The organism is Sphingobium sp., from assembly GCF_003248505.1.
Lineage (GTDB): Bacteria > Pseudomonadota > Alphaproteobacteria > Sphingomonadales > Sphingomonadaceae > Sphingobium.
Window position 1 is genome coordinate 40,744 of the sequence record NZ_QFOA01000010.1, and the last position, 13,223, is coordinate 53,966.

The window sequence follows — 13,223 nt, forward strand, 5'->3', positions numbered from 1 at the left end:
TCTTCCCTCAGGCGACCCGTTCGCGCTGCGGCAGAGGATCGTGCCGCGGCTGGAGGCGTGATTCGTTTCCTACGACCGCAACCACTTCCACTCCCTTACCGTCCGGGATTTCGAGGAAGGACAGCACGGGCGTTTCGGGCAGATGCGGCTTGAAAAGGCGGGCGAGCGCGCGGCGCGCGACCGGCGAAGTGACGATGGCGAAATTGCGAGCCTGTCCCATGATCGGGCGCGCGGCCTGCACCACCTGCTCGACGATGCGGTTGGCAAGGCTGGGTTCGATGGGATGCTTGGCATCGCCCGCTACGCGCATCGCCTGCGCCAGCATGGCTTCGAGTTCGCCGTCGAGCGTGATGACGGGAAGCGGCATCTTTACAGGGACAAGGCCCTGGATGATGAGCGCGCCGATCCGCTGACGCACCGCCTCCACCAGTTGTTCGTGCGTCATGTCGGGGCGGGCGGCGTCCACCATCGCCTCGCAGATGCGACGGAAATCCTTGAGCGCGATGCCTTCGGACAGGAGCGCGCGGCAAACGGCACTGATCTGCGTGAGGCTGAGCGTGCCGGGGGTGAGGCCGTCGACCAACTGGGGCGCGGCATCCTTCAGATTGTCGAGCAGCTTGCGCGCTTCGTCGAGGCCGAACATTTCGGCGGCGTTCATGGCGATCAACTGGTTGAGATGCGTCGCCACCACCGTCGGCGGATCGACCACGGTATAGCCCGCGACGACCGCTTCGCTGCGTTTGGCCTGCGCGATCCAGACCGCGTCGAGGCCGAAGGTCGGATCCTTGGCCGCCCGGCCCTGCACCGTGCCTTCGAGCGCGCCGCTGTCGAGCGCCAGCAGGTCGTCGGGCCAGATTTCATCCTCACCCACGACAACGCCCGCGATGGTGATGCGATACTGGTTGGGTTCGAGCGCCAGATTGTCCTTCACGCGGACCATCGGCACGACGAAGCCCAGTTCCTTCGACAACTGGCGACGGATGCCGGTGATGCGGGCCATGAGCGGCGCACCCTTGCGTTCGTCGACAAGGCCGATGAGACCATAGCCGATCTCAAGCCCCAGGATCGCGCCGTCCGACACGTCATCCCATTCGATGAGCGCGGGGTTGGGCGCCGGCGGCGCAGGCGCGGGCTCTGCCGCTTTCTTCTGGCTCGCCTTGCGCAATTGCCAGGCGATGCCGCCCGCGATCGCCGCTGCGGGCAGGATGATCATGTGCGGCATTCCCGGCAGGACGCCGAGGAAGCCCAGGATCGCGGCAACCGGCACCCACGCCCTGCCGCTGCCGAACTGGCCTGCGACCTGCGCCGACAGATCCTGCTCGCTCTTGACGCGGGTGACGATGGATGCGGCGGCGATGGAGAGCAGCAGCGCGGGGATCTGCGCCACCAGGGCGTCGCCGATGGCGAGGACGACATAGGTCTGCGCCGCTTCGCCGATGGGAAGCTTGTGGCTGACGACGCCCAGGATGATGCCGCCCACGATGTTGATGGCGAGGATCAGGATGCCCGCGACCGCGTCGCCCTTCACAAACTTGCTGGCACCGTCCATCGACCCGTAGAAATCGGCCTCGGTCGCGACTTCCTGGCGGCGGAGCTTGGCTTCCTCCGGCGTCAGGAGACCGGCATTGAGGTCGGCGTCGATCGCCATCTGCTTGCCCGGCAGGGCGTCGAGGGTGAAGCGCGCCGACACTTCCGACACGCGGCCCGCGCCCTTGGTGATGACGACGAGGTTGATGATCATCAGGATCGCGAAGACGAAAATGCCCACCACATAGTCGCCGCCGATCAGGAAGTGGCCGAACGCCTCAATCACCTGGCCCGCCGCGTCCGACCCTTCATGCCCCGACACCAGCACCACGCGGGTCGACGCGACGTTGAGCGCGAGACGCAACAGCGTCGCGAACAGCAGCACGGTGGGGAAGCTGGAGAAATCGAGCGGCTTGGCCGCGTTCAGCGCCACCATCAGCACGGCGAGCGAAATCATGATGTTGGTGATGAACCCGATATCCAGCATGATCGCGGGCACCGGCACCATCATGAACATAACGACCATCAACGTTGCAAAAGGCAGCACCGCGCCCTTCACCGTCGATATCCAGATTTTCGATTTGACCTGAGCAGGCGTCATTTCGGGCCGTTACCTTCCGAGGGTGGCGAGCATGAGATAGGCGAGGCGCGCCGTCTGCGGCTGCGGCGCGACGGTCACGTCGGGCTGCTGGCTGAGGCGCTGGGTTTCGATCCGCACATAGTCGGCGGGTTGCACCGCTTTCGCACCGTCGGGCAGCGCGGCGTCGGCATATTGGACCGGGCCACCCAGCGTATCGCTGCCTTTTTGCAGCTTGGCGGCGAAACGGTCGCGGATTTCGGTGAAGCTGCGCGGATGGCCGGATTTGTCGTAAAAGATCGAGCGATTGGCGCGCGCCGCCGCCGGAAACAGCGAGGCGGCGGTGGCGTCGGGATTGCTGTCGTGCGCCGACAGGAACTTGGCCGCCCCCCCGACACCCAGGAAGTGCGCAAGGTAGAGGTCGACCGGCTGCGCTTCGCGCCCCAGCCGGCTTTCCAGATAGGCCTTGTTGTCGGCGGCATGTTCCGCCGCCATCACCGATGCGGTTTCGGGATGCTTGCGCAGGTCCAGGATCTGCTGCCGCAGGTTAGGATCGGCGACATAATAGCGCCCGCCGCTCTGCTGGATCGCATCGGCGGCCCAGCCGAGGCCATATTGCGCGCCATGCTTGTCGATGACGGCAAGCCAGCTCTGATCGATAAACTGATACAGCCCGGTCGCGGACGATGTCGCCGCGCGCGCCGTGGGGTTGAGGCTCGATTCGATCTTCGCCTGGCCCAGCAGATAGCTGAAGTCGACACCCGTGCGGCGGCTGGCCATGGCGATCGCGTTGGTCACGCGATTGCCGGGCGAACCCTCGACTGCCGATATGCCTGAAAACAGAGACACTGACCCTGATACCCCAATTGCTAGCAGGGGCATTAGAGCAAGGCTTGTGCCAAGATTTGGTTAACGCGGCTTCAGAAAAAGCGACGGCAAAACGAAAAACGGCGCCGCGTGGCGCCGTTTTAGCTGAAGGACAAAATAAATTTAGCGGCCGTAGGTCAACGGCGCGACCGTCGCGCCGTGGGCGGCCAGCATCGACAGGCGCTGGCTGGTATGATCGGCCAGCAGGTTGACGCGGATGCGGGCGCTTTCGATCAGCGGTGCAAGGGCCGTGAGCCGATCCGCCACGGCGGGATCGCTGCGCCAGGCCCCGATGGCGCGCACGGCGGCGGCGGCTTGCCCGACCCGCGCGGTGGCCGCCTCTATCGCATGAGGGTCATTTCCGCCGAGCGCCGCGCGCAGATCGTCGACCGCCTCGCCGAGGCTGTCGAGCGCGGCAAGGCCCAGCGGCATCGAATCAGGCCGGCAGGTCGAGCGCGATCATGCGCTCGGCAATGGCGTCGGCATCGACCGGATAGTTGCCCGAAGCGATCGCCGCCTTGATCTGGGCGATGCGGTCGAGGTCGATGGGCGCGCCCTCGGCGGCCATGCGTGCGGCGGGGCTGGCCGACGCTGCGGTCGACACCGTCGCGCTCGCGCTGCCGGTCGAAGAGGCACGGGCCTTGCCGGTCTCGCGCAGGCCGGTCGTGCCGATCGCGCTGCTGATGCCCTGGCCAATGGAATTGATCATCGGGTTAAATCCTTCACTCGTCCCTCTCGACTATAACGGACAAGTTCAAAAATCATTAAATCCCGGAATGCGCACCACGCCCATTTCCACGACCTGCGCGAATATGGGCGCGCTTTTGCGGTCTTCGCGCACGCGGATCGTGTCGCCGAGCGCGCCGTCTTCGTCCGCCAGCATGATACGGGACACGCTGAAGGCCGCGTTACCGGCCATGAGTTGCACGGGATCGCCCTTACGCACGACCGCTTCCCTGGGTGCATTCGCCGCGGGACGGGCGAAGCGATTCTGCGGCGATGCGGCGGTGCGCGGCAGCGGGCCGGATGCAGCGGCGGCGGAACCGCCGACCAGCGGCACGCGGATGCGCCACCCCAGCGCATCGCACTTCACCATCGCCGCGCCGAATACCGGGCCTTCGACGCTGGGCGTCGTGGGACAGGCCGCAAGGCGAAGGCGCCGGTCGACCGGCGCGGCGGGGCCGCCCGGTTCGCCCAGGTTCGCACCCACCGTCATCGCGACGAGGCTGTCGATCCGGTCGAGATTTTCGAATTTCTGCGCGCCTTGCGCATGCGCAGCCTGCGCACCTGCCAGGGCGGCGGCGGTCATGAGAAAGGTAGGTAGGCGAGCCACGGGCTTGTCTCCGGGAAAGAAACGAACAGTCTTTCCCGATCCTCTAGCAATATCTGTGCCAGAATCCGTCAGTGGGCGGCGGGCGCTATGCGGATGCGCTGCCCCTTGCCGGACGACGCATCGGCCTGATCCAAGCCGCGAATGCGCAGGCGGTCCTGCGCAATGCCATCGGCGCGCAGCGCGCGCGCGACCGCGCCCAGCCGGGCGGCGGCAAGATCCCATGCATCGAACCGCTGATGCGCGGCATCGACGCCGCTGCTGCGCAGGTCGATCGCGCCCGTTTCGCGTCGTAACCGCTGCGCGAGGGCCGAAAGCGTGGCGCGGCCTGCGGGCGTCAGCAGCGCCTCGCCCGGGGCGAACAGGTCCGCCGCGCGCCATTCTTCCCCCTGCGCCATTGGCCGCCCGCCAAACTGGCGGCTGACCTGCGCCAGCATCGCGTCACGGCGCGAGCCGCTCGCCTGGAGCATTACGAAAAAGCCGAGGATGAGGAGCAGCAGGTCGGCAAAGCTTATCGCCCAGCGGTTGCGCCGGGCGGACGCGCTGGCAAGGGCGGCGCTCATGCGACTTCGCGGATCGCGGCGCGGCGGACCGGCGCGCTTTCGCGTCGGGCGATGGCGAGCATCCGCTCGGCTGCCTCACGCTGCCAGGCGAGTTCGCGTTCCGAGATGTCGACGAGCCGCGCGGCGACGGGGGCCGCGATCATGTTGGCGATGACGACACCGTAGAAGGTCGTAAGCAGCGCAAGCGCCATCGATGGGCCGAGCTTTGCCGGATCGTCCATCGCGGCAAACATACCCACAAGGCCGACGATCGTGCCGGCCATGCCGAGCGCGGGCGCAGCGTCGGCGACCGAGAACCACAGCCTGTGTACTGCGCCGTGTCGCTGCGCCCGGTCGGCCAGCGCCTGGTTCACCCATAGTTCGAAGGCGTCCACCCGGTCGCTGTTGGCAAGCCGCCGCGCCGCTTCCGTGAGGAAGGGGCTCGTTGTCCTGACCCGGTCGGTGCAGGCGAGACCGCGCAACTGTGCAACCTGATCGATCTGTAGCATCGCGCCGCGCGCGGCGTCGCGGTCGGCGGTCGGATCGGCGGAAAAAAGCGGGCGCAAAGCGCCGATGGCGCGGCCCCAGACCGCCCAGCCATTCTGCATCATGGTCACGGCCACGATGCCCGCAACCATGCCCAGCAACGTCAGCGGATCGAAAAACTGCCCCAGCCACGCCATTTCGCACACCGCCTTTTTCACGAAAATCCCTGCCGCGCCGGGCGCGGCAACATCTTTCCGGCGAGCGGCAAAAAATTGCCGCCCTTGCCGTCCGAACCCGGAAAACCCCCGTTTGCCAGCGATTGCCGACTTGCCGATGCGTCACCCACGCAAATTGGCACGGCTCTTGCTGATATCCGGCTGGATCACCCGAAGGAGACGCCATCAGGCTTCAGAACGGCGGGTGAAGGCGAAACTTTAGAGCGAATGTGAACATGGCGGTCGAAGACAATCTGTTCGGGATCCACGGGAAGGCGCTGGCGCTGCGGTCGCAGCGACTGTCCCTGCTTGCGTCCAACATCGCCAATGCCTCGACGCCCGGATACAAGGCGCGCGATATCGATTTCGAGGCGGCGCTCAAGGAAGCGACCGCACGGAACGGCGGATCGGCAACCGACGTGTCCAAGGCCGCCGACGATCAGATGGGCTATCGCGTCCCGCTTCAGCCCAGTCTCGACGGCAATACGGTGGAACTGAGCACCGAACAGACGCTGTTCGCTGAAAATGCGGTCAAATATCGCACCACCCTCTCCTTCCTGGAGGGCCGCATCAACACCATCAATCGCGCGCTGAAGGGAGAATGAGCATGAGCAACCATGCGCCCATGAACGTTTTCGACATCGCCGGCCGCGCCATGAGCGCGCAGCTGGTGCGCCTCAACGCCACCGCGTCCAACATGGCGAACGCGGGCAACGTCACCGGCAGCGCGGGCGAAGCCTATCGCGCGATCAAGCCGGTGTTCGAAAGCGTCACCGACACGCCCGGCGTATCGACGGTGAAAGTCAAGAATGTCGTCACGACGAGCGCTCAGCCGACCAAGCGCCACGATCCCAACCATCCGCTTGCCGACAAGAATGGCGACGTGTGGGAAGCGGCGGTGGATGAAAATGCCGAGCTGGTCGACATGATCGAGACCGCCCGCATGTACCAGAACAACGTCCAGGTGCTCAACACCGCCAAGTCGCTGATGATGGAAACCATAAGGATCGGCAAATGACGACGACCACCGCCACTGACAGCGCGGGGCTGTCCGTCTACAACCCCAACAAGAATGTCGGCACCGGCAAGTCGACGATGGATCAGGCGAGCTTCCTGACCCTGCTGACCGCCCAGATGCAGTATCAGGACCCGTTCCAGCCGGTCGACAATGCGCAGATGGTATCGCAGATGGCGACCATCACCAATTCGTCGGGCATCGCGGAAATGAACGCGACGATCAAGAATCTGGCGAGCCAGCTTACCGGCACGCGACTGGGCGACGCGGCGAGCTGGATCGGCAAATCGATGCTGGTCCAAAGCAACATCGCCGCGCCCGACGCCACCGGCGCCTATGCCGGGCAGATCACGCTGCCCAAGGCGGTAGAGGGCGCGACCGTCGATCTGGTCGATGCCGCGGGCAACACGGTCAAGACCATCGAAATGGGGCCGCAGGCGGCAGGCGACGTCACCTTCTTCTGGAACGGCAAGAACGACGCGGGCGAAACGATCGCGTCGTCGGCGCTGCAGGTCAAGGTCAACGGCGCGACCCCGACCAAAGTCGCGACCTGGGCCACCATCGCGGCAGTCCAGTCGCCGGCGGACGGTTCGTCCTCCAAACTCATCACCGCGCTCGGCAGCTACAAACCGTCCGATGCGCTGAGCCTCATGTAACCCCCTTCCACCCTATCCTTTTCACCCAAGGAGCAACGCCATGTCCTTCTACGTCTCGCTTTCCGGTCTCAAGGGCGCACAAGCCGACCTGTCGACCATTTCCAACAACGTCGCCAACGTGAATTCGACCGCCTTCAAGAAGAGCGAGGCGCAGTTCGGCGATATCTTCGCCGCGTCGCCGATGCAGACGACCCACCAGGTCGCAGGCCAGGGCGTGCGCGTTCTGGGGATCAATCAGCAATATACGCAAGGCACGATCGAAACCACGGACAAGACGCTGGACCTTGCCATCACCGGCGAAGGCTTCTTCACGGTCAAGGCGGCGGACGGAACGGTCGGCTATACCCGCAACGGCGCTTTCGCCGTCGACGATAGCCGGTTCGCGGTGGACACCACCGGCGCGCGGATACAGGTGCTGGCGGTCGACAAGAACACTGGCACCATTACCAGCCCGCCCACCAACGCCACGACGCCTGCCAACCTCACCGACCTCAAGATTCCCACGACGCTCGACGAAATCGCCAACGGCCCGCAGTTGACCAGCGTCGGCGTGAACAAGGCGGGTCTCGTGTCGGCCATCTATGCCGACGGTTCCACCCGTTATCTGGGTCAGGTGGCGATGGCCTCGTTCAACAGCATGGAAGGCCTGCGCCAGCAGGGCAACGCGCACTGGTCCTCCACCGTCGCCAGCGGCGCGCCGATATTCGGCACGGCGAACCAGGGCATGTACGGATCGATCAATTCGGGTTCGCTCGAACGGTCCAACGTCGACATCACCGACGAACTGGTCGCCCTGATCGCGGCGCAGCGCAATTTCCAGGCGAACAGCAAGGCGATCGAGGCGGCCAACACGCTGACCACCACCATCGTCAACCTGCGCACCTAAGCCCGATCGGAAGAGATAGCCCATGGACCGGCTCGTCAACACGGCCCTGACCGCCATGCGCGGCGCGATGGCGCGGCAGGCGGCGGTCGCGAACAACCTCGCGAACGTCAACACCGTAGGCTTTCGCGCCGAAGTGGCGAATGCCGAGACGCGCTGGATCAAGGGCGACACTTTCGACACGCGGGCGCAGGCGTCCGAACAGGTGATCGCCGCCGACATGGCGCAAGGCGCGGTCACCGCCACGGGCAATTCGCTCGATGTCGCGGTGGACGGGGATGCCCTGTTGTCCGTGCAGGCGCAGGACGGCAGCGAAGCCTACACGCGGCGCGGCGATCTCAAGGTCACCGACAGCGGCCTCCTGACCACCGGGAACGGCCTTGCGGTGCTGGGCGAAGGCGGCCCTATCGTCCTGCCGCAGATGGACAGCGTTTCCATCGCGCAGGACGGCAGCATCTGGGGCGTGCCGCAGGGCGGCGATCCCGCCAACCCGCAGCAGGTCGATCAGCTGAAACTGGTCAATGCCGCAGGATCCAGCATCGCCAAGGGCAAGGACGGCCTGTTCCGCGAAGTCAACGGCGGCGCCCTTCCCCCCGATCCGCTGGCCACCGTCACGTCCGGATCGCTGGAGGGATCGAACGTCAACGCGACCGACGCTCTGATCCAGATGATAGAGGCCAGCCGCGCCTACGAAACGCAGGTCAAGATGATCGATACCGCCAAACAGCTGGACGATGGCGGCGCGTCGTTGATGCGCCTCGATAGCTGACGGGCACATGGTTAATTCTGGCACGCCTCTTGCTTTATGATGCGTGCATGAGCGCCCTTCGGGACGCGCCACGGAGAAACGAACGATGAGCAACGCCGCCCTTCACGTCGCCCGCACCGGCCTCGATGCGCAGAACACCAAGATGCGCGTGATCGCCAACAACCTGGCAAACGTCAACACGACCGGCTTCAAGAAGGATCGCGCCGATTTCGAGACGCTGGCCTATCAGCAGGTCGTGCAGGCGGGCGCCAACTCCGACAGCCAGAACAAGTTCGCCAACGGGCTTAACCTCGGGTCGGGCGTCGCGCTTCAGGGCACGAGCAAGATTAACACGCAGGGCACGCTCAACCAGACAGGCAACACGCTGGACATGGCGATCGAGGGGTCGGGCTATTTCCAGGTGCAGCGCCCCGACGGCTCGGTCGCTTACACCCGCGCAGGCAATTTCAGCGTCAGCGCCGAAGGAACGGTGGTCACGTCCGAAGGGCTGCCGCTGATCCCGCAGATCACCGTACCCCAAGGCGCGACGTCGGTGTCGGTCGGCAACGACGGCACCGTTTCCGCCACGCTTCAGGGGCAGAGCGAACCCACGCAGCTCGGCCAGATCGAGGTGGCGAGCTTCATGAACCCGGCGGGTCTCCAGTCGCTGGGCGGCAACCTGCTCGTCGAAACCGCCGCCAGCGGCACGCCCCAGGTCGGCGTCGCGGGACTGGAAGGCCGGGGCGTCATCCGTTCGGGTTTCCTCGAAACGTCGAACGTCAACATCGTCGAGGAACTGGTCGACATGATCGAGACGCAGCGCGCCTATGAGGTGAACAGCAAGATGATCAAGGCGACGGACGAAATGCTCCAGTACGCCAACCAGAATATCTGACGGCCGACCGATGCGCCTTTCCCTCATCCTCGCCGCCGTTTCGGTCCTTGCGCTTGCCGCCGCACCCGCAGACGCGGGCCGCAAGAAGCGCGATGTCGAACGCGACTATTACGCGCCGACGATCGTCGCGTCGCCGCCCGCCGCGCCCGCCAACGGCTCCATCTTTCAGGCGTCGATGGGCTATACCCCTCTTACCAGCGGCGCGCGCGCGACCAGCGTGGGCGACATCATCACCATCGTCCTGGTCGAGCGAACGCAAGCGACCAAGAGCACCAGCGCGGACACCAGCCGCAACGGATCGGTCGGCCTGACCCCGCCCACCACCGGCATTCTGTCCAAGCTGTTTTCGGCGAGCGACGTGTCGGCAGGCGGCACCAACGCCTTCACCGGCAAGGGCGGTGCAAGCCAGTCCAACGCCCTGACAGGCGAGATCACGGTCACGATCGCGGCAGTCTATCCCAACGGCACCATGTTGGTGAAGGGCGAAAAGGCGCTGACGCTCAACCGGGGCGACGAATATATCCAGCTGAGCGGCCTCGTCCGCCAGGCGGACATCGCGCCCGACAACCGCATCGCATCGACCCGCGTGGCCGATGCCAAGATCATCTACAAGGGCAAGGGCGAGATCGCGAATGCGAGCCGGCAAGGCTGGCTCCAGCGCTTCTTCTCGGCCATCAGTCCGTTCTGACGAGGATTTGGCCATCATCATGATCCGCCTCCTGCGCCTTTTCCTCGTTGCCGTCGCGCTGATCGGCGCGCCTGCCGCCCATGCCGAACGGGTCAAGGATCTCGGCACCTTTCAGGGCGTGCGACCCAACCAGTTGACGGGATACGGCATCGTCGTCGGCCTCGCCGGCACGGGCGACGACAGCATCCAATATGCGACCGAAGGCATGAAGGGCGTCGTCTCGCGCTTCGGCCTCACGCTGCCGCAGGGGGTCAACCCCGCGCTCAAGAATGCGGCGGCGGTGCTGGTGACGGCGGACCTGCCCGCCTTCTCCAAGCCCGGCCAGCGGCTCGACGTCACCGTGTCGGCGCTGGGCAAGGCGAAGTCGCTGCGCGGCGGCACGCTCATCATGACGCCGCTGCGCGGTGCGGACAACGAAATCTATGCCATGGCGCAGGGCAATCTGGCCGTGGGGGGACTGGGCGTTTCGGGGGCGGACGGCAGCCAGGTATCGGTCAATGTCCCATCCGCCGGGCGCATTCCCGGCGGCGCGACGGTGGAGCGCGCGGTCGCGACCGGCTTCGACACCGCGCCGACGCTGACTTTCAATCTGGCCGAAGCGGACCTCACGACCGCGCTGCGCGTGGCGGACGGCATCAATCACGCCTTCGGCGACAAGCGCGCCAGCGCCGTGGACGCCGTGTCGGTCGCGATCAATGCGCCGCAGGGCGCGGAAAGCCGCATCATGATGATGGGCATGATCGAGAATATCGAGGTGTCGCCCGCCGATGCCCCGGCCAAGGTCATCGTCAACGCCCGCACCGGCACCGTCGTCATCAACGGCGCGGTCAGGATCCATCCTGCCGCCATCGCGCACGGCAAGATCACGGTCAGCGTCAACGAAAGCCCCCGCGTCGTGCAGCCCGCACCCTTCAGCCAGGGCCGCACCGCGACCGAGCAGTCGAGCAGCATCAGCATCGACGAACAGAAAAAACCGATGATTAATTTTAAAGGTGGGGCGTCTCTGGCCGATATAGTCAAGGCAGTGAACGCGATCGGTGCGTCGCCTGCGGACATGGTCGCAATCCTCGAGGCGCTGAAGCAGGCAGGCGCGCTCAAGGCGGAACTGGTGGTGTTGTGATGCAGGTTGGAACGATTGCACGGGGCGCGACGCCCGCTTCCCCCGACAGCGGAAAGGCTGCGCTGCAAAAGGTGGCGCAGCAGTTCGAAGCCGTATTCCTGCGCCAGATGATCGGCGCGATGCGCTCCGCCAGTCTGGCGGAGGGCATCGGCGATTCGAGCGCGACGCAGCAGTTTCAGGACATGGCCGACGCCCGCACCGCCGACGGCATGGCGGCCAAGGGCGCGATGGGCATTGCCGAACTGCTGATCCAGCAGTTCGGCAGCCGGGTCGCCGCCGCCCCTGCCCCCGCCTCCACCGCGACGCCGAACGGCGCGGCCAAGGCTGAGAGCGCATGAGCGATCTCTTCATCATCGGTGCGTCGGGGACCAAGGCCTATCGTTCGGCCATGGCCGCGATTTCGGAGAATATCTCCAACGCAAGTACGCCAGGCTTTGCCCGCCGGTCGGTGACGACGGCGGAATCGGGCGCGTCGACCGCGACGATGGCGACCTATGTGACCAACGCCAATTTCGGCGGCACCCAGGTCAAGAGCGTCGACCGCGCGACCGACCCCTATCTCGATTCCACCGTCCGATCGACCGGAATGGCGCTGGGCAGCGCGTCGGCGCGACTGCGCTGGCTGAGCGACGCCGAAACCGCGCTCAACGACACCGGCACCGGCATCGGCAAGCTGATGGCGGGCATGTACCAGAATATGGAAAAGCTGGCCGCGAGCCCCAGCGACAAATCGCTGCGGGTCACCACCATCGACAGTATCGGCCGCGTGACGCAGGCGTTCAACCAAACGGCAGCGGATCTCAAGACGGTGTCCGCCGGGATCGCGACCGAAGCGCGCAGTTCGGTCGAAAGCGTCAACGCCTCGCTGTCCGCGCTGGCGGACATCAACAACAGCCTGCTGCGGGCGCAGCCGGGCACGTCGGCCTACGCTCAACTGCTGGACAGCCGCGATTCCGCGCTCGCCGACATCACCGAAAATCTGAACGTCACGATCGGTTTCGGCGCGCACGACAGCGCCGAGATCAGCTATGGCGGGCAGACGCTGGTGAGCGGCAACAAGGCGGCCGGCGTATCTGTATCGGCCAATGCCGACGGAACGCTGGCATTCAGCCTGTCCGACGGCACCGCGCTCAGCGCGCCGGGCAGCGGCAAGCTGGGCGGCTACGCCTCGGCAGCGTCGACGGTCGCGAACCGGCGCAACGATCTCGATACGCTGGCGGCGCAGTTCGTGAGCGACCTCAACGGTTGGCACGGGCAGGGCAGGACCGATGCCGGTGCGGGGGGCGGCGCTCTTGTGTCTGGCACCGATGCCGCGACGCTCGCGACCCTCATCACCGATCCCGCAGACCTTGCGACCCGATCGGCGGACGGGCGGCTCAACGGCAACCTGCTCAACGTCACGTCCGTGCTGCGCGGCAACGGCAGCGTCGAACAAGGCTGGACCGGTATCATTACCGCACACGCCAACCTGCTGGCATCGACCAAGGCGGAAAGCGACACCGCGACCAGCCGGAACGACCAGGCCGTCGCCGCCCGAGAAGCGGTAAGCGGCGTCGACCTCGACATGGAAGCGGCCGATCTGCTGCGGATCCAGCAAGCCTATTCGGCAAGCGCCAAGATCATCCAGGTAGCCAAGGATGTCGTCGATTCGATCCTGCGGATCAGCTGACAAGG

The 13,223-nt window shown here is 65.7% G+C and carries 17 protein-coding genes; 10 read left to right on the forward strand and 7 right to left on the reverse strand.

The window, feature by feature from the left end:
• Nucleotides 1–7: 7 nt before the first annotated feature.
• The 7 genes from flhA to DI606_RS06335 all read right to left on the reverse strand — a co-directional run bounded on the left by flhA (nt 8) and on the right by DI606_RS06335 (nt 5,526).
• Nucleotides 8–2,128, reverse strand: a complete 2,121-nt coding sequence (gene flhA, locus DI606_RS06305) for a flagellar biosynthesis protein FlhA (protein ID WP_293980673.1) — start codon at nt 2,126–2,128, stop codon at nt 8–10.
• Nucleotides 2,129–2,137: 9 nt separating this feature from the next.
• On the reverse strand, nt 2,138–2,884 hold the full coding sequence (locus DI606_RS06310; protein WP_293980734.1) for a lytic transglycosylase domain-containing protein: 747 nt from the start codon (nt 2,882–2,884) through the stop codon (nt 2,138–2,140).
• A 210-nt stretch (nt 2,885–3,094) separates the two neighbouring features.
• Nucleotides 3,095–3,403: a hypothetical protein gene (locus DI606_RS06315; protein WP_293980675.1), complete on the reverse strand. Its 309-nt coding sequence runs from the start codon at nt 3,401–3,403 to the stop codon at nt 3,095–3,097.
• A gap of 4 nt (nt 3,404–3,407) precedes the next feature.
• Nucleotides 3,408–3,680, reverse strand: a complete 273-nt coding sequence (gene flgM, locus DI606_RS06320; protein WP_293980677.1) for a flagellar biosynthesis anti-sigma factor FlgM — start codon at nt 3,678–3,680, stop codon at nt 3,408–3,410.
• A gap of 45 nt (nt 3,681–3,725) precedes the next feature.
• Nucleotides 3,726–4,280 (reverse strand): flagella basal body P-ring formation protein FlgA, encoded by a 555-nt coding sequence (locus tag DI606_RS06325; protein ID WP_293980735.1) that lies wholly within the window; start codon nt 4,278–4,280, stop codon nt 3,726–3,728.
• 92 nt (nt 4,281–4,372) lie between these two features.
• Complete coding sequence (locus DI606_RS06330; RefSeq protein WP_293980679.1) at nt 4,373–4,864, reverse strand: flagellar motor protein MotB; 492 nt, start codon at nt 4,862–4,864, stop codon at nt 4,373–4,375.
• Nucleotides 4,861–5,526 (reverse strand): MotA/TolQ/ExbB proton channel family protein, encoded by a 666-nt coding sequence (locus tag DI606_RS06335; protein ID WP_293980736.1) that lies wholly within the window; start codon nt 5,524–5,526, stop codon nt 4,861–4,863. The genes DI606_RS06330 and DI606_RS06335 overlap by 4 nt, the downstream gene beginning before the upstream one ends.
• Before the next feature lie 254 nt (nt 5,527–5,780).
• Between DI606_RS06335 and flgB the strand changes: the two genes are divergently transcribed.
• From flgB to flgK, 10 genes are all read left to right on the forward strand, one after another.
• A complete protein-coding gene (gene flgB / locus DI606_RS06340) occupies nt 5,781–6,149 on the forward strand; it encodes a flagellar basal body rod protein FlgB (protein ID WP_293980681.1) in 369 nt (122 codons plus the stop codon).
• Between the two features lie 2 nt (nt 6,150–6,151).
• Nucleotides 6,152–6,562, forward strand: coding sequence for a flagellar basal body rod protein FlgC (gene flgC / locus DI606_RS06345; RefSeq protein ID WP_293980683.1), 411 nt, complete (start codon nt 6,152–6,154; stop codon nt 6,560–6,562).
• Nucleotides 6,559–7,215 carry a flagellar hook capping FlgD N-terminal domain-containing protein gene (locus tag DI606_RS06350; RefSeq protein WP_293980685.1) on the forward strand — a complete coding sequence of 219 codons (657 nt, stop codon included), beginning with the start codon at nt 6,559–6,561 and terminating at the stop codon, nt 7,213–7,215. Before flgC ends, DI606_RS06350 begins: the two co-directional genes overlap by 4 nt.
• 40 nt (nt 7,216–7,255) lie before the next feature.
• Nucleotides 7,256–8,101 (forward strand): flagellar hook-basal body complex protein, encoded by an 846-nt coding sequence (locus DI606_RS06355; protein WP_293980687.1) that lies wholly within the window; start codon nt 7,256–7,258, stop codon nt 8,099–8,101.
• Between the two features lie 22 nt (nt 8,102–8,123).
• Nucleotides 8,124–8,867, forward strand: a complete 744-nt coding sequence (locus tag DI606_RS06360) for a flagellar basal body rod protein FlgF (RefSeq protein WP_293980689.1) — start codon at nt 8,124–8,126, stop codon at nt 8,865–8,867.
• A gap of 85 nt (nt 8,868–8,952) precedes the next feature.
• Complete coding sequence (gene flgG / locus DI606_RS06365) at nt 8,953–9,741, forward strand: flagellar basal-body rod protein FlgG (protein WP_293980691.1); 789 nt, start codon at nt 8,953–8,955, stop codon at nt 9,739–9,741.
• A 10-nt stretch (nt 9,742–9,751) separates the two neighbouring features.
• A complete protein-coding gene (locus DI606_RS06370) occupies nt 9,752–10,429 on the forward strand; it encodes a flagellar basal body L-ring protein FlgH (RefSeq protein ID WP_293980693.1) in 678 nt (225 codons plus the stop codon).
• A gap of 19 nt (nt 10,430–10,448) precedes the next feature.
• On the forward strand, nt 10,449–11,549 hold the full coding sequence (locus DI606_RS06375) for a flagellar basal body P-ring protein FlgI (RefSeq protein WP_293980695.1): 1,101 nt from the start codon (nt 10,449–10,451) through the stop codon (nt 11,547–11,549).
• Complete coding sequence (locus tag DI606_RS06380) at nt 11,549–11,887, forward strand: rod-binding protein (RefSeq protein WP_293980738.1); 339 nt, start codon at nt 11,549–11,551, stop codon at nt 11,885–11,887. The genes DI606_RS06375 and DI606_RS06380 overlap by 1 nt, the downstream gene beginning before the upstream one ends.
• Nucleotides 11,884–13,218: a flagellar hook-associated protein FlgK gene (flgK, locus tag DI606_RS06385; RefSeq protein ID WP_293980698.1), complete on the forward strand. Its 1,335-nt coding sequence runs from the start codon at nt 11,884–11,886 to the stop codon at nt 13,216–13,218. Before DI606_RS06380 ends, flgK begins: the two co-directional genes overlap by 4 nt.
• The last annotated feature ends 5 nt before the right edge of the window (nt 13,219–13,223 follow it).